Genomic DNA, 16117 nt, shown 5'->3' with positions numbered 1-16117 from the left:
TAAATCACTCCTCCCACCATGCCATGTAGACGGAGTGGTTGTTGCCCTTCTCGGAAGTCACCCCGCCCGAGCTTCGATGGTGTTTACCGCGGCTTTTCTCGCGATATTTTTGGTATGAGAGCGCAGATTGGTCGCTCTCAATCCGCATGTGCAAATGCTCTTCCAGATCGAGGGCATCTTTCTGGGCCAATCCGTCCGCTAGAATTACGAAATGCTGAAAGCCGTGAGGACGGTAGGCGGCAAAACGCGATGAACCCTTAGACGAGTAGCCTATCAGGTATCCAGTGACACGCGGCGACGCGCAGATGGCGTCAACCGTGTTGCCAAGCCGCAAAAGGAAGTCCTTCTTCATATCTATCCCGCCGGCGATTCGCCTACTTACATCCCTTAGCCTTCAGCGAAGATTCGATAGCCGTCACCTTACCCTTCGACACGGCAACCTGGCCTTCTTTATCGCCGCCGAACGTGCTCGACATCGGTACGCCGATCAGGAAGACGCCCATGGCGTCGCCGGTTGCTGCGTCGTGCTGCTGCTTCGAAAGGCTCGAGAGCGTCGATTGCTCCTTAACGAGCTCTTGTGCCAGGCCCTGGCAGCTCTGATTTGAGTAGGCGGCCATCGGAATGTCGACCGGTACAATCGCGTCCGGACGCTTTGCGCACGAAGAAGCAGCCAGCGCGACGGCCAGCACGGCATAACGAACTTTCATAATTTCCCTCAGTCTTAACTAAATCAGCCCGAGTGCAGGTAAGCATGCTGCCGCGGCTGAGGGAAGGGCGCCCTATGCAGGGTTGATTTTTTGGATGCTCAATCCACGGTTATTTTAAGGGGCCGCTACAGTACGTTCGCCCCTCGATTGAGCGGCGGGACAGGCGTTTCTTTCGTTCGGCACTTGCATCCTCTCGATCACTCGTCTTACGGTCGAGTATATGTCGGGGGGCATCAAATGAATCGCTTTATGATCAACCTGAGCGTGGCCGCGCTCGCACTCGCTGTTGCGTGCAGCTCAGCGAGTGCAGACACAATCACGGTAGGCGAAAGTGCTGGCTGGTCCGTCGCATACGAGTCCGAGCGATCTACCTGCATTGCGGCACCGAAGTCGCTGGAAGGGCTCTTCTTTTTCCAGAAAACGGATGGTCTTCAGCTAGTTTTTGGTAGCAAAAGACTCTCATGGGTTGAGGATGAGAAGCAATATCCGGTGACGGTCAGAACTGATGGCCGTGGCTGGCGAGGGGAGATGCTAGGCTTCAATGGCGGAAATGCGAGCTATGGTCTGCGCCTCGCTGGTCCGGCTGATGAGTTCATTCGAGCACTTGGCGCCGCCGGGCGATTTCGGCTCGAGGTTGAGGGCGTTGCGTACGGTCCTTACTCGCTGAAGGGGTCGAGCAAGGCGCTTGCCCTTCTTGAGGAGTGTGCAAAGAAGCGGGACGCCGGCGCGTACGAGCCGCAAATGCCGGCCCAGTTGCCCTTTCGGGAGCTGAGGGAATGGACGCATGAGGACTACGGTAAGACCTTTAAAGGTGAGCAGTGGACCGCTGAGCTGCGGAACCAAGAGAATATTGACGGAACGTCTACAGTCTATTTGAAGGTCTCCTACGACGGGAAGGCCAGCGACGTTCTGAAATTGGAGGGTGCCGGCGCAGAGAGGTCAGGGCTGGGCTACCTCGGCGTGTTCCCGTTCGATGGATCGGGACCGAGTTTGGTGTTCGGCTCCTATTCCGGGGGCGCTCACTGCTGCACGGAAGTAATCGCCGCCGTGGCCAGGGATGGCGGGATCAAACAGGTGCCAATCGGAAATTTCGACGGAGATGGTCTGCGCGTTTCCGATATCGACGGCGACGCCATGTTCGAGATTGATACCGTTGACCAGCGTTTCCTCTATGCGTTTAGTGGATACGCCGGATCCATGCCTCCTCCTCGTATCCTCTCCCTTCGCAATGGAGAATTCGCAGATGTTACGCGAGAGGCGCGCTTTCAAAAGCACTTGAGGTCTGAACTGATAAAGACGCTCACCGCGTGGCAAAACAGCCAGCAATCGACTGACGGCCAGATTGCTGGCCTTTTGGGTGCCGCGGCCAATGTTGGGGCGTATCACCAAGTGCTCCAGGGTGTTCAGCCGTCTGTGCTAGCGCGGAAACCCGATGAAGTCGGCAGGACATGCAATCCTCCAGACTGCAAAACCAAGCGCGAGTTCAGCACCGTGACCGAGTCGATTGAGACGAGGCTGGCAGCGTGGGGATACAATATCGACGCTAATCTCGATCAACCGACGGTCGCGTTCTTTGCAAAGCTCACGAGTGCGAAGGGATATGGTTCTCATGTGGAAACCTACGAGAATTCGTGCACGAACGTTCCAACGAGTTTCAAGTTCGCAGCAGATCGCTACGTGTCTATGTCCGGGTACGAGATGAGCTGCGACTTCAGCCAGGTAAGGATTGTTGACGATGCGGCGTTAGCGGTTGGGCTCTGCACAGGCGAGGGTACCTATTGGTGGAGCAACTACTATTTCAAGTCCTTTTCAGGTGGTCTCAAGGTGGTGAGTTGGAGCGAGGATCTGACCGAGATTTTCTCCGATCAAGCGGCGGATACGAACGGCCTTCAAGAATGTAAGTAGAATAGGTCCGCGGCGGTCTTGTTCTGGCATCGTTGTGGTCCTGCAGTGCGCAGCTCAGGAAGCAACAGGGGACTGGCTAGGTCGATGCTCTATCTATGGTCGAGGAAGCCGGGCGGCGATCCAGATGCCCTCGTATGCGAAGGTGGTCTCGCGCATGATGGAAAGATCGAAGACGATAGAGCCGGCCGCCCCGATGGCAACCGCCGCGTTCACTCCTTGGGAACTCAGATAATCCCGAATATCCTCGCCGGTGCCCACCATAGGACGCGTGCGAGTTTGGCCTGGGAGTTGGACCTCGTAGATGATGTTCGGAAGCATAGTGTGTCCGGATAAGGTCGGGGGCGCCATTCGACGCTATTTTAGCTGATTAGTGAGGTCAACGTCGCCGAGGGGGAGACGATCGCCCCGCGATCCTCTCGTCAATCCACGCCAGCACTTCCGAGCGCACGAACGCCACCCGGCGGTCGCCGAGTTCGACCGCCTCCGGAAATCGGCCGGCAACTCGCAGGCGGTTGACCATGGTGCGCGAGAGACTGGTCAGCGCGCAGACCTCTTTCATGGGAATAAGGATGGGGTCGGGTCGGCGATTATTCATAGTGCATTGGCCATAAATTACTCGCCTAGATTGGTTATTTTAGTGCAGAAGTTTAGCCCTATATGGGAACAATACAAAGTTGTGGGAAATTGTTACTTTAGCCTCTTCTTTCAAATCAGGTCAGGGAGGAACCTATGTCGCATGGAAGGACAATTCTTATTGCGCTTTCACTGATGTCGACGGTTACGTCTGCGCTGGCACAAGAAAATCCAATCAATGAAGGATTTGGGGGCATAGTTATCGATCCGAAGACAAAAAGTATCGCTGTCGAAGTCCAAGACCTCGACGGAGCAAATGCGCTCACTGTGGACCCTAAGACCCACCCTGGAACCATTGCAGCATTCCCATTGGGTGGCGAAGATATCTATACGTACTTCTGCCGCGTTTTTGAGATGCCGCAGCAGATGCTGGACGTTGACGGGGGCACAATCAGGTTAATAATGCAGCATGAGCTTGATCCCTACGATCAAATGCGGATGATCGACGAGCATATAGCAACAGAGTGGTCAGACGATACGTACGGTAAGCGAGGCCGCTACGCGGGACGTTACGGCTGGACTCGCCAGAGCGGAGGCGGTGACTACTCTTGGGTTTTAGGAGACCAAGTCGCGCACAACATCGCTGCCCCTTGGGGCTGGATTTGGATCGACGACTTTGCAAGGTTTGGAAACGGACAACTACTGGGTGGCAACAAAGTTCAGATGTGTGTCCATCCTCACGTCACGGCTCGTGTATTTCTCAGAGACTAGCGCAATCCTGAGACGGTTGAGCTTACGGCCAAAGACTCCAGGCCGGCCACCTTGGAGTCTTTGCGACCGCTTCACGCCGCCATCCAGACTTCGTTCAATATCCGTGCTGCGAGCGCGGCCTTATCTTCAGGCAGGAACCGACCATAGTGGCTCCGGATCATCTCGGGCGTATCCTGAATCGCGTAACTCGCCTGCTCGTAGGAGCCGGTTTTCTTCAAGATGTGGGTAGCCAAGACGTCGCGCACGTTATGCGGCCCATGCGGGAGAAGCCCCTTGATTGCTCCACGGCCGGTGTATGGGTTGTAGATGCCGTAGCGTTGAATCGTAAGCCGCCAGGCTTCGTAGAAAGACGAACTGTCGTAAGACGCATCCTTGGTGTTCGATTTCGTCGTCTTGACGAAGAATGTGCCTGGATCGGCGACTTCGCCCAAGAGCGCGGCTCTATGCCGGCTCACGTAGGCGTCGATGTAATCATACAGGTCCAATAGGTCTGGCAGGACCAAGCGGAACGGCTTCTGACCGAAGAACGAGGAGCTTGCATTCTTGAAAGCATTCGACGGGATCAGCACTTCCCAGCCGTTCTCTCGATCGCTCCACCGTAGCTCACCGCATTTCAAATCCTCTAAGCGGCGCTCTGTTGTTGGAAGCCGACCTCGAGGGCATACGAGCAGTTGCCGTAGATTTTTTTGCCTGAGCCCGAGGTGCAGGCCCAGCCGCAGCAGGAGAAACGACCGCACGGCCTCGGCCGCGGCTCGCGGATGCCTTTTCTCATCGGGCATCCGAGCGAGTATCTCGTCGGTGATCTTTCGGTACTCCGAGAGTGGGCTATCGGTCTCTAGCACGCACATGATTGGTTCGAACGGATCTCGGTGAACCCGCGCTACGCGTTGGATTTCCTTCATTCGGTTGGTGAGGTGGCGATAGAAGTTGTCGCAGTAGGCATGCCAATCATTGGACGCGGCCGTGATCTCCGATTCGGAGATCAGCCCTGCAATCGGTCGGACACGCTTGAGCAACTCCGGGTGCTGACGGAGCCAGCCTGTCTCCTTGCGCGTCAGGGCAAGGGCAACGGCCAGCATGTTCACTTCCCAGGTCGTATAAAACCCGCGGCGGTGCTCGCGCCAACGCAGGTACCAATCCCACACGCCAGGGAAGGCCAGCAGGGCGAATGTTAGGCGCTCAAAGGGAAGTCCGTAACCCCGCACGCCTTCGTCCGGTGACGCTGACAATGCACCGAACATCAATCCAAGATGTTCGATCTTCTGTGCGGCAGTTTCCTCGCCCCAAACACCATTTCGCTGGAACCCCAGGTCTGTGAGCGTGGTCGTCTTGAACCGGATAAGACCTTCCATCTCGGCCGCCACGCTCGCGGGTGCATCGAGACTGCCGGACAAAAGGTCAGGGTCGACGGTGTTCGGTTCCTCGTCTTCGATATCCCAAACAGGTGAAACTGAACGGCCGGTAAGGACAGGGAACCGAATCGCATATCGCTGCTTGATCGCCGCCGATTGGAATCGGCGATATTCGGTCGTGCCGCTGATAATAACACGCCGCACCCATGCAATGATCTCTTCTCGTTTTCCGAATGGAAGGGAGTTGAAGTCGTCGGGTAGGTGCCAGGCAAGGCGCCGGCGCTCGGCATCCCCGATATCTTTGCCGACATTATGTCCTTTGGCTGCGCGCATCGGGTTTGGCAACTTGCTTTTGAAGTAACCGACCGGAAGTCGATAGCGGCGCTCGATACGCCCAAGCATCTCGAGGCTCTGAACGCTCCGGGGCGGTTTTTCTCCATTGAACCAAACAACGATCGTTTTGCGATTGAATGCCTCTCCGGGGTGAGTGATGGCTTTGTGCAGGTGCCAGCAGGTGTCGCCATGCCTCCGCATATGAAGCTGAAGTGACTCGGTGAAAGTTGCGGGGTCGTCCCATTCATCGAATAGAGGTTCTGGGAACTCGACGATCGGGCGCGGTTTCTGGCCGCGTTTTCGTCGGGCGTGTGTCGATTCAGTTAAAGCCACGGCATGCGCTTGCGCGGCCGTGCGCGTCTTCCTTGGCTTTGGGATGATTGGCTGCTTCACGTCCGGATCGCCTCTTGGTTGTTCGAGGCGGGGTGATTGATCTATCTGATGCGGCTCGTCAATAGCAAAGAAAGCGGGTCTTTGACAAATTTGTAAAATAATATCAATATGTTATTCGATTGGGTCGCCGCGCAGGAGCTCTCCTACGTGGCCGATCGTGGCTTGGCTAAACTTCGCGATGAACTGCAAATCAGCGGCTCCCGGTTTCGCTTCGCCGCGCTTCCAAGCGCGATCATACTGCAGCTTGACAACATCCTTGGCGCCTCGCTTCTGATACTCGATCACAGCCCTTGGACTAGGTCCGAAGAGTGAGACGTCGATCCATGCAGCGTCATCACCCGCAAAGTCCTCGCGGGAAGCGGGGACGGCTTCAAGCAGTGCGGCGAGGGCATCAGCAAAGGTTTCTCCTCGCGCGACATCTTGGCCGCCAACATCGAAGGATAGCGCGGTGGACGCCTTTAGGTCGGCGTAGTCGCGCACGGTCTTGGCGCTATCCTTGACGTTTCGACTGCCGGCTACGGCTATCAACAGATTCGCGGCGTCGAGATAGGTCACCACCGACTTGCCACGCCCGCGCAGGCCTTCGCTTCGCAACCCGGCGTTTAGCAGATTTCGGTCATGCAAGATTACTGTGCCCTCGGGCACGCCGGTTAGGTCAGCGATCTTGGCGACTAGTTCTTTCGGGGTGGCCATCTTCATCTCTCGGTTAAGTCCGGCTCTCGTACCATTATTTTATTTTGCGCGCTACGCATTTTATGGTTGACTCTATTTCGTATAAAGCGCATTAAAAGATTATTGCAGTCAACACGAGGAGCCCAGCATGACCAACGTTCGCAGATTAAGACCGCAGCCAGCCATCGCAGTCGAACACGATGAAGGCCTTAGATTAAGACGCTCGGCCGGTGAGGCGGGGTTATCGAACAACGTGCAGGGCGCCGATGACGGCCGCCCGCACCACCCCTGGCGGAGCGAAGTTTACGACGTCCAGATGATGGCGAAGATCGCAGTGACGCTCGTCGACGAAGTGTTCCGGAACATCCACGCGATGGAGGATTTGCACGAGATCCACCTCCGCGACCAGCTTGGGTTTGATGAGCTCTGCGCCCAAGTCCATTTCCTGAAGAACGCGGCCGAGGCCCTACAGGCCTCTTGAGTTCACTGCCCGCTGCGCGGGCAACTTGCCCCAGGCGCCTCGTTGGCGACGGGGCCTTTTATTTAGACCCCCGCGGGGTAGATCCGAAAGGGTCGGGGCCGAGGCGCGCTCGTTGCTTGGACACGGCGAAGAGCGGACGGCCCTTTTACGAGACACCAATGGCCGGCGCGATCACCACCTGCGCCCACACCAGCAGCGCGCCGGCCGGTATTTCCCACCACAGCGCAACGTCAATGACGGAGGCCAAATGCGCACTGCCGCTAATGACAATTCGCCTCTTTATCTATCTGAGGCAGCCATCGCTGCTCGAGTGTTAGGCCCAAAGTGCAAAACTCAATGGGCAGCTCTCGCTGCTGTTTGGGAAAAGGAGGGACTGCCGCGTATCGAGCCGTTGACTGGTTGCCGCTACTGGCCGGCGGTGCGCGAGTTTCTCGATCGGCGCCACGGGTTAGGGCAGCGCTTCCTTCCAACCGCCGCCGATGGAATGGAGAATTGGAATTGACCGACGCCCCTGGCCTGAAACGGAAGAGCAATAAGGACGGTACTGTCCGCGAGTACTGGATGGCCCGCGCTGACCTCGTGAAGCGCGGGTATCGGCCGTCGAGTATCCGCCTTCATTATCCGGAGACACCGGAAGGCCGGATTCAGCTTGCCTCTAAATGCCAAATCCTACAGGCCGAAATGCTCGCATGGGCAGCGCGGGGCGGAGCTTCCGCGCCTGGGTACGACGGCACGATAAAAAGCTTGTCGAGCCTTTTCCAGGTGAACGACGACTCTCCATTCCAAACAATGAAATGGAACAGCCGGGCCAGTTTCCTGCAGTCTCTCGAAATCATCGAGCGCACAGTCGGCCCGCGCCAAATTGGAAGTCTGCTAGGTCCCGACTTTAAGCGCTGGCATGCTTCGTGGGCGCTTCCTAAGGAAGATGGCATGCCGGCGAGGCCGTGGCGTGCAAAACACACGATTGACGCAGTGCGCCAGTTGATCAGCTACGGCGTGACGCTTGGATACGAAGACTGCTTCAGGGCGGATGCCATTCTCGGCAAGATCCGTTTCAAGACGCCACCGGCACGAAAGTCCGTCCTGACGGAGGACCACGTCACTGCCGTTCGCGCGAAGGCGCATGAGCTCGGCTACCACGCCATCGCGCTTGCGACGGCGCTGCAGTTCTCGCTCACGATGCGGCAGAAAGACGTGATTGGCGAATGGGAGCCCACGACCAGTACGGAGGGCGGCATCCGCCACAAAGACACGATTTGGGTGAACGGGCTGCTGTGGTCGGACATCGACGAGAAACTAATCCTCAGGAAGAAACACGTCAAAACGGGATTCGAGGTTGAGCACGACCTAAAGCTTCATCCGATGATCCTCGAGGAAATCGAGCGTGTGCCGACCGACAAGCGCGTTGGTCCGATGATCATCGCTGAGACGACAGGGGAACCCTACAAGCATCGCACATTCACGCAGCGGTGGCGCGACGTTGCCGACGAAGCCAGCATTCCTAAAAACGTATGGAACATGGACGCACGAGCGGGCGGCATCACGGAGGCCTATGATCTCGGTGCGGCCGAAACAGACGTTATGAAATCCGCGGGTCACAAGAACCGGCAGACCAGCGCTCGCTATAACCGCGGCACACTTGAGCAGACGAGTCGCGTCGCGAAAGTGCGGATGGCAAAACGGACGGGGAACACGGAATAGGGGACGTCCAAGGGACGTTTGGGGGACGTTTCTTCTAACTAGTTGAAACTGATGCGAGAAATGGAAGGAGCAAACAGGATGCGGAACTGTTCCTTCGTCTCGTAGGCCATCGCCGCGTGGCAATAGTCGATGACGGCGCTCCAGGACGAGAGAAGCTGCTTCTGGCGAAGTTCGCTCTTCAGCGTGCGGTGACCAATTGTGGAGATCAGCTTGAGGTCGAGGGCGACGGCCTCGCCGATACCGCTCACCTCCTGCAACAGCACGATCGGGGCGCCGAAGACACCGGCGAGCGTGCCGAAGCGGGCGAGCAGGGCCTTGGCGATCGGCTTGGTATCCTTGCGTGGGATCAGCCGAAACAGCAACATTTCCAGGATTTCGTAGTCGGCGAGTGCGGCATCGCCGCTTTCGCGGTAGCGCGCCCTGAGGCGATCGCGATGACCGTGATAGTGCGCCTCGGGTGCCGGCGCCTTCTTGGCGGCCGGCGAGTTATCTAACTGCAATTGCGGAAAAAACGTCCTCTCGTCCGCCGATGGCACAAAATCGCCGTCAGGGGAGATCGAGCGTTTCGTCATGCGGCGCCGAGCGTGCTGACGCCGGGCTTGAACAGGCCGGCGGGCGAAAGCGTGAAGATCTCGCAGCCATCGGCGGTGACACCGACCGTGTGCTCGTATTGCGCCGACAGGGACCGGTCGCGGGTCACGGCGGTCCAGCCGTCCGAGAGCACCTTCACATGCGGGCGGCCGAGATTGATCATCGGCTCGATGGTGAAGATCATGCCCTCGCGCAATTCCGGGCCTTCATTGGCGCGGCCGTAGTGCAGGATGTTCGGTGCGTCGTGGAAGAGCTTGCCGACGCCGTGGCCGCAGAAATCGCGCACGACGGAGCAGCGCTCCGCTTCGGCATAGACCTGGATCGCTTCACCGATGGCGCCGGTGCGGGCGCCGGGGCGCACGGCGGCAATGCCGCGCATCAGGCTCTCGTGGGTGACGTCGAGCAGTCGCTCGGCCGCACGCTTGATCTCGCCGACCGGATACATCCGGCTCGAATCGCCATGCCAGCCATCGACGACGTAGGTGACGTCGATGTTGACGATATCGCCCTCGCGCAGCGGCTTGTCGTTAGGGATGCCGTGGCAGACGACGTGGTTGATCGAGGTGCAGGACGATTTCGTGTAGCCGCGATAGTTGAGCGTCGCCGGCAGCGCGCCATTGTCCATGCCGAACTCGAAGACGAACCGGTCGATCTCGTCGGTGGTGACGCCAGGCTGTACCCGCGAGACGAGCTCGTCCAGACAACGCGCAGTCACCTGGCAGGCCTTTCGCATGCCCTCGAAACCTTCCGGTCCATAGAGCCGGATTACGCCGGTGTTCTTGTAGGGCGCAGACCCTGCCTCGATGTAAGTCACCATTCCAAAGCTTTCAGTTGTTCCAGTCGGATTTCATAGAGCAGCGAGGGCCGCTTCGTCCACTGTCATCAATCCGGTTGGGCGGATTTGCGTTGGCGAAACCTGACATTTGACCGCATAGGCCTCAACCCCACGTGACATCGCGCGGTCGAATGCGCGCGCATAGGCGGGATCGAACTCGCGGCAGATCCTCAATCGGTCACAATCGTCGCGCTGCACGAGATAGATCATCACCGCGCGGTGACCGGCCTCAACCATATCACCGAGCTCGTCGAGATGTTTCGCCCCCCGCGTTGTCGGACTGTCAGGAAATTCGGAAAGACCGGGCGAGCGGCTGAAATGCACGTTCTTGACCTCGACATAGGCACGGCCGCGCTCGGGATCGCTGAGGAGAATGTCGATGCGCGAGTTGCGTCCGTATTTCTGCTCGCGTGCACTATGCTCATAGGTATGCAGGTCGGAAACGAGCCCCAGCCGGATGGCTTCTTCCGCAAGCCGGTTGGGCAGGCCGGTATTGATGCCGACCATCGTTCCGTCGGCTTCGACGATTTCCAGCATCTGGCGGTACTTCCGCGTCGGGCTGTCGTGTTCCGACATCCAGATGCGTGAACCGGGTGTCGTCAGCCCGCGCATCGATCCCGTGTTGGGGCAGGATCCGGTCATGGCCGTGCCATCAGGCAACAGGGCATCGAAGAGAAAGCGCTTGTAGCGCTGCACAAGGGTTGCGGTCGTCAGCGGAGGATCGAAGATCAAGGCAGGTCCTGCGAATGATTCAGGCGCGGGCGCGTACGTAGGAGCCCGGCGCTTCCTCGAGCGAGTTCAGCGGACCGCCCGGCTTGCGGGGCGCAACGCGTCGCTTGTCGAGTTTCTCGATCCATTGGTGCCAATGCGGCCACCAGGATCCCGGTGTCTCCTTGGCGGCCTTGAACCAATCGTCGAAGTCACCCTTGGGCGCGCCTCCGGTCCAGAACTGATACTTGCCCTTGTCCGGCGGATTGACGACGCCGGCAATGTGGCCCGAACCCGAGAGAACATAGGTGACCTTGCCGCCGAACGAAGCGCTGCCGAGAAATACAGAGCGCGGCGGGGCGATGTGGTCTTCCTTGGTCGCGAGATTGTAGATCGGGATCTTCACGTCGCCGAGCGATACCTGCTTGCCGGCAAGAACCATCTCGCCCTTCGAAAGCTTGTTATCGAGGTAGCAGTTGCGCAGATAGAAGGAATGGTTGGCGGCCGGCATCCGCGTCGAATCGGAGTTCCAGTAGAGCAGGTCGAAGGGCAGGGGTTCCTGGCCCTTGAGGTAGTTGTTGACGAAGTAGGGCCAGATCAGCTCCGAGGCGCGCAGCATGTTGAAGGCGGTAGCCATCTTCGAGCCGTCGAGATAGCCGGTCACGCTCATGTTCTGTTCGATCTGGCTTATCTGGTCCTCGTCAACGAAGACCTTGAGGTCGCCAGCGTGAGTGAAATCGACCTGCGTCGTGAACAGTGTCGCCGAGCGGATGCGGTCGTCGCCCTCGGCCGCATGCAATGCGAGCGTCGCGGCAAGCAGGGTGCCGCCGACGCAATAGCCGATGGCGTTGACTTCCCGCTCACCGGTGGCCTGCTCGACGATATCGAGCGCAAAGCCGATGCCTTCGCGGGCATAGGCTTCCCAGTCCTTGGTCGCGTGCCGTTCGTCCGGGTTCACCCAGGAGATGACGAAGACCGTGTGTCCCTGATCGACCGCCCATTTGATGAAGGATTTCTGCGGGTTGAGATCGAGCACGTAGAATTTGTTGATCCAGGGCGGGCAGATCAGCAACGGCCGCTTCAGCACGGTTTCCGTCGTCGCCTCATATTGCAGCACCTGGCAGACGTCGCTCTGGGCAATGACCTTGCCCGGCGTCATCGCGATATTCTCGCCGATCGCAAACTTGCTGGTGTCGGTTTGCCGGAGCTTGAGGTCGCCGCGGCCGGCGGCGATGTCCTCGGCAAACATCTGCATGCCTTTGACCAGATTGGCGCCGCTTGAGGCAACCGTCTCGCGGTAGAGCTGCGGATTGGTGGTGACGAAGTTGGTCGGAGACAGCGCGCTCGAAACCTGGCGAACGTAGAAAGCAGCCTTGTGTTTCGTGTGATCGTCGAGCCCCTCGGCGTCCTCGACCATGCGCTCGGCCCAGTCCGACGTTACGAAATAGGCCTGGCGAATGAAGTCGAAGAACGGGTTCTTTACCCAGTCCTCGTCGGTAAATCTCTTGTCGTTGCGCTGGAGGGCGGCCGGCTCCGCCGTCTCTTCGCCGGACATCCGGTGCAGCGTGCGCGACCAGATCTCGAAGAAGCTGCCCATCAAGTGAGTCTGCGCTTCGAGCGTGCGGCGCGGATCGGAAAGCCAGTACTCCGAGACCTTGGACAGCGTCTTGACCATGTCGGTGACGGGTTCGGCGAAGGTATCGGACTTCTGGCCCGATTCCCGCGGCGCCAGCCAGGCGGAAGCCGCTTTGCCAAGCTGTTCCATGGCGCGGGCGAGGTTGACTGCGAGGCTTTCCGGATCCTTGACGATATAAGGTTCGACGGATTTGGGATCGAAGCCTGCGTAGCCGTCCTTGCCTTCCGCATTCCTCTCTGCTGTCACCCGGCGTCCTCCACAGCATCTTGTTTGTTTTGTATTTTTACATTCTGCCCGAAAATGATTACAAGGGCTAGCGCATCGTCGCGCCATCAAAATAGAGGTCGTCTCCAGTATGCTTGCCGTCGGAAAACAGCGTTCCATCACCTGGGTTGCCGGGATCGTTCTGCTCGGCACGCTTGCAGGCTGCAACAGCCAGGGGACCAACTTCGAGAACTATCCGTCGGTTTACGGCCAGAAGCCGGCCGCAACGTCGCAGATGACCAACGATGAAGCGGCAAGCATGCAGGCGCGCCTGAGCTCTCTCGGCGCTGCACGCAAGTCCGGCGCGATCTCTGAAGCCGAGTATCAGCGTCGCCTGAAAGAAATGCGCGCGCTGGCCGAACAGCACGGCGCCGACACGCTGAAAGAGATCCAGAATTAGCGCTTGCCTTTCCGGTGATTTGGACGCAAAGCGTTCAATGGCCGCATGGACGGCCGTTCACCACAGCGCACGGTTTCGCAAAGGCTTGAGCCGCTGGCGGGAGCGTGCGCCAAACGAGGTTTGGAGATGGAAGAGTTTCACAAAGTCCGGCGTTTGCCGCCCTATGTTTTCGAACAGGTCAACCGTTTGAAAGCAAGCGCGCGAGCGGCCGGTGCTGACATCATCGACCTCGGCATGGGCAATCCGGATCTACCCACACCACAGTCGATTGTCGACAAGCTCTGCGAGGCCGTTCAGGACCCGCGCACGCATCGTTATTCGTCGTCGAAGGGCATTCCCGGGCTGCGTCGTGCCCAGGCCGCCTATTACGCCCGCCGCTTCGGCGTCAAGCTCAACCCGGATACCCAGGTCGTCGCTACCCTTGGCTCCAAGGAAGGCTTCGCCAACATGGCGCAGGCGATCACCGCACCTGGCGACGTCATTCTGTGCCCGAACCCCACCTATCCGATCCACGCCTTCGGCTTCCTGATGGCCGGCGGCGTCATCCGCTCGATCTCGGTCGAGCCGGACGAAACCTTCTTCGGACCGCTGGAACGCGCCGTTCGCCATTCAATCCCCAAGCCACTGGCGCTGATCCTCAACTATCCGTCGAACCCGACGGCGCAGGTTGCGACGCTCGACTTCTATAAGGACGTGATCGCGTTTGCGAAAAAGCACGACATCATCGTGCTTTCGGACCTTGCCTATTCGGAGATCTACTTCAACGACGCGCCGCCGCCGTCGGTGCTGGAAGTTCCGGGCGCGATCGACTGCACGGTCGAGTTCACCTCGATGTCGAAGACCTTCTCAATGCCGGGCTGGCGCATGGGCTTTGCCGTCGGCAACGAGCGGCTGATCGCAGCCCTGACACGCGTGAAATCCTACCTCGACTATGGCGCCTTCACGCCGATCCAGGTGGCCGCCACCCAGGCGCTGAACGGTGACGGCAGCGACATCGCCGAAGTGCGCAATATCTACAAGCGCCGCCGCGACGTCATGGTCGACAGCTTCGGCAAGGCCGGCTTCGAAGTGCCGCCGCCGGCAGCGACGATGTTTGCCTGGGCAAAGATCCCGGAGAAGTTCCGTCATCTGGGCTCGCTCGAATTCTCCAAGCTCCTCGTCGAGAAGGCGGATGTCGCGGTCGCTCCGGGCATCGGCTTCGGCGAACAGGGCGACGACTATGTGCGCCTCGCTCTCGTCGAGAACGAGCACCGCATCCGCCAGGCGGCGCGCAACATCAAGAAATTCCTGTCGACCGCCGACGAGACGATGCACAACGTCATCTCGCTCAACGCTCATAGGTAAGAAGTCGGGAGGCGTGCTTGACGCGCGCCTCCTTCCACACTGGCCCCGCTGTTCTCGCGGCGCGCCCTCTACATGTTAGGAAATGGCTATGGCAGATGCCCTCAAAATCGGCATTGCGGGCTTGGGTACCGTCGGTGCCTCGCTCGTGCGAATCCTCCAGGATCGTCACGAGATGCTTGCGACAACGTGCGGACGGGCAATCGAGACCACGGCCGTAACGGCGCGCGACCGCAACAGGGACCGCGGCGTCGATCTTTCGAAGACCGCCTGGTTCGACGATGCCATTTCGCTTGCGCGTGACGCCGATATCGACGTTTTCGTCGAACTGATGGGCGGTGCCGGCGATCCCGCCTATTCGGCCGTCAAGGCGGCGCTGCAGCGCGGCATTCATGTGGTGACCGCCAACAAGGCGCTGCTGGCTGCCCATGGCATCGAACTTGCAAAGATCGCCGAGGAGAAGGGCGCGCTGCTCAACTACGAAGCGGCTGTTGCCGGCGGTATCCCCGTCATCAAGGCGCTGCGCGAATCCATGACCGGCAATACGATCTCGCGCGTCTATGGGATCATGAACGGCACCTGCAACTACATCCTGACGAAGATGGAGAAGGAACAGCTTTCCTTCGAAGCCTGCCTCAAGGAGGCGCAGCGCCTCGGCTATGCCGAAGCCGATCCGGCCTTCGACATTGAGGGCAACGACACGGCGCACAAGCTGTCGATCCTGACGAGCCTTGCATTCGGTACGGCGATCGCTGCCGACGACATCTACCTCGAAGGCATCACCAATATCTCGATCGACGACATTCATGCAGCCGCCGATCTCGGTTACCGCATCAAGCTCCTCGGTGTCGCCCAGCGCACCGAAAGCGGCATCGAGCAGCGCGTCCACCCGACGATGGTGCCTTACGATTCCGTCATCGCCCAGGTCGATGGCGTGACCAATGCCGTTGCGATCGAATCCGACATTCTCGGCGAGCTCCTGATGGTCGGCCCGGGTGCCGGCGGCAACGCGACGGCGTCGGCCGTGCTCGGCGATATCGCCGACATTGCCAAGAGCCGCCCGGGCGCCCAGCACGTTCCGGCCTTCGGCCGTCCGACCAATGCGCTGCTGCCCTATAAGCGCGCGCAGATCCAGAGCCACGAGGGCGGCTACTTCATCCGCCTGAAGGTCGTTGACCGCACCGGCGTCTTCGCCAGCATCGCGACCCGCATGGCCGACAACGGCATCTCGCTGGAATCGATCATGCAGCATTCGAAGCATCTGATGGACACGGGCGAGCCGCAGACGATCATCTTGGTCACGCACGCGACATCGGAGCACTCCGTTCGCGATGCGATCAAGGCGATCAAGGGCGAGGGCTACCTCGTCGGCGAGCCGCAGGTCATTCGCATCGAACGCCCGAAGGCAAACTGACGGCGAAGGACCTCGGGCCGTTCGGCATGACGGTGCGCAG

General features: G+C 59.2%; 16 protein-coding genes and 1 pseudogene. 7 read left to right on the top strand and 10 right to left on the bottom strand.

Annotated features, from left to right (window positions below):
* Positions 1-4 precede the first annotated feature (4 nt).
* Positions 5-352: a hypothetical protein gene (locus tag IB272_RS10725; protein ID WP_192444396.1), complete on the bottom strand. Its 348-nt coding sequence runs from the start codon at positions 350-352 to the stop codon at positions 5-7.
* 22 nt (positions 353-374) lie between these two features.
* Entirely contained in the window at positions 375-707 is a 333-nt protein-coding gene (locus tag IB272_RS10720; protein ID WP_192444395.1) for a hypothetical protein, read from the bottom strand.
* A 237-nt stretch (positions 708-944) separates the two neighbouring features.
* Here IB272_RS10720 and IB272_RS10715 point away from each other — a divergent pair, with 237 nt between their 5' ends.
* Complete coding sequence (locus IB272_RS10715; RefSeq protein WP_192444394.1) at positions 945-2612, top strand: hypothetical protein; 1668 nt, start codon at positions 945-947, stop codon at positions 2610-2612.
* A gap of 93 nt (positions 2613-2705) precedes the next feature.
* Here the strand turns inward: IB272_RS10715 and IB272_RS10710 are convergent, their stop codons facing one another.
* Together IB272_RS10710 and IB272_RS10705 are read right to left on the bottom strand one after the other, a co-directional pair.
* Positions 2706-2930, bottom strand: coding sequence for a hypothetical protein (locus IB272_RS10710; RefSeq protein ID WP_192444393.1), 225 nt, complete (start codon positions 2928-2930; stop codon positions 2706-2708).
* 58 nt (positions 2931-2988) lie between these two features.
* A complete protein-coding gene (locus IB272_RS10705) occupies positions 2989-3171 on the bottom strand; it encodes an AlpA family phage regulatory protein (RefSeq protein ID WP_192444441.1) in 183 nt (60 codons plus the stop codon).
* Between the two features lie 170 nt (positions 3172-3341).
* Here IB272_RS10705 and IB272_RS10700 point away from each other — a divergent pair, with 170 nt between their 5' ends.
* On the top strand, positions 3342-3956 hold the full coding sequence (locus tag IB272_RS10700) for a hypothetical protein (RefSeq protein WP_192444392.1): 615 nt from the start codon (positions 3342-3344) through the stop codon (positions 3954-3956).
* Between the two features lie 71 nt (positions 3957-4027).
* Here IB272_RS10700 and IB272_RS10695 read toward each other — a convergent pair whose 3' ends face one another.
* Positions 4028-5974, bottom strand: a complete 1947-nt coding sequence (locus IB272_RS10695; RefSeq protein ID WP_192444440.1) for a hypothetical protein — start codon at positions 5972-5974, stop codon at positions 4028-4030.
* Positions 5975-6145: 171 nt separating this feature from the next.
* A complete protein-coding gene (locus IB272_RS10690) occupies positions 6146-6727 on the bottom strand; it encodes a hypothetical protein (RefSeq protein WP_192444391.1) in 582 nt (193 codons plus the stop codon).
* Between the two features lie 127 nt (positions 6728-6854).
* Between IB272_RS10690 and IB272_RS10685 the strand changes: the two genes are divergently transcribed.
* Positions 6855-7187 carry a hypothetical protein gene (locus IB272_RS10685; RefSeq protein ID WP_090301464.1) on the top strand — a complete coding sequence of 111 codons (333 nt, stop codon included), beginning with the start codon at positions 6855-6857 and terminating at the stop codon, positions 7185-7187.
* A gap of 498 nt (positions 7188-7685) precedes the next feature.
* Positions 7686-8888 (top strand): integrase, encoded by a 1203-nt coding sequence (locus IB272_RS10680; protein WP_192444390.1) that lies wholly within the window; start codon positions 7686-7688, stop codon positions 8886-8888.
* A gap of 71 nt (positions 8889-8959) precedes the next feature.
* Here IB272_RS10680 and IB272_RS10675 read toward each other — a convergent pair.
* The 4 genes and pseudogenes from IB272_RS10675 to phaC form a co-directional block, all read right to left on the bottom strand.
* A pseudogene (locus tag IB272_RS10675) lies at positions 8960-9340 on the bottom strand (hypothetical protein); the annotation flags it as partial.
* A 116-nt stretch (positions 9341-9456) separates the two neighbouring features.
* Positions 9457-10296: a type I methionyl aminopeptidase gene (gene map / locus IB272_RS10670; RefSeq protein WP_034796583.1), complete on the bottom strand. Its 840-nt coding sequence runs from the start codon at positions 10294-10296 to the stop codon at positions 9457-9459.
* Between the two features lie 30 nt (positions 10297-10326).
* A complete protein-coding gene (gene sfsA, locus IB272_RS10665; RefSeq protein ID WP_034796581.1) occupies positions 10327-11046 on the bottom strand; it encodes a DNA/RNA nuclease SfsA in 720 nt (239 codons plus the stop codon).
* A 19-nt stretch (positions 11047-11065) separates the two neighbouring features.
* Positions 11066-12904, bottom strand: coding sequence for a poly(3-hydroxyalkanoate) polymerase subunit PhaC (gene phaC / locus IB272_RS10660; RefSeq protein WP_060583199.1), 1839 nt, complete (start codon positions 12902-12904; stop codon positions 11066-11068).
* 109 nt (positions 12905-13013) lie between these two features.
* On the opposite strand from phaC, the gene IB272_RS10655 reads away from it, so the two are divergent.
* The 3 genes from IB272_RS10655 (at position 13014) to IB272_RS10645 (ending at position 16077) form a co-directional block, all read left to right on the top strand.
* Positions 13014-13322, top strand: coding sequence for a hypothetical protein (locus IB272_RS10655; protein WP_060583200.1), 309 nt, complete (start codon positions 13014-13016; stop codon positions 13320-13322).
* 126 nt (positions 13323-13448) lie between these two features.
* Positions 13449-14666, top strand: a complete 1218-nt coding sequence (locus IB272_RS10650) for an LL-diaminopimelate aminotransferase (RefSeq protein WP_034796568.1) — start codon at positions 13449-13451, stop codon at positions 14664-14666.
* A gap of 88 nt (positions 14667-14754) precedes the next feature.
* A complete protein-coding gene (locus tag IB272_RS10645; RefSeq protein ID WP_034796566.1) occupies positions 14755-16077 on the top strand; it encodes a homoserine dehydrogenase in 1323 nt (440 codons plus the stop codon).
* Positions 16078-16117 lie beyond the last annotated feature (40 nt).

Origin of the sequence: Ensifer sp. ENS08 (genome assembly GCF_014852195.1) — a bacterium.
Classification (GTDB): Bacteria; Pseudomonadota; Alphaproteobacteria; order Rhizobiales; family Rhizobiaceae; genus Ensifer; species Ensifer adhaerens.
Note: the sequence above shows the minus strand (reverse complement) of the source record. Positions and strands in the feature narration are given on the sequence as shown.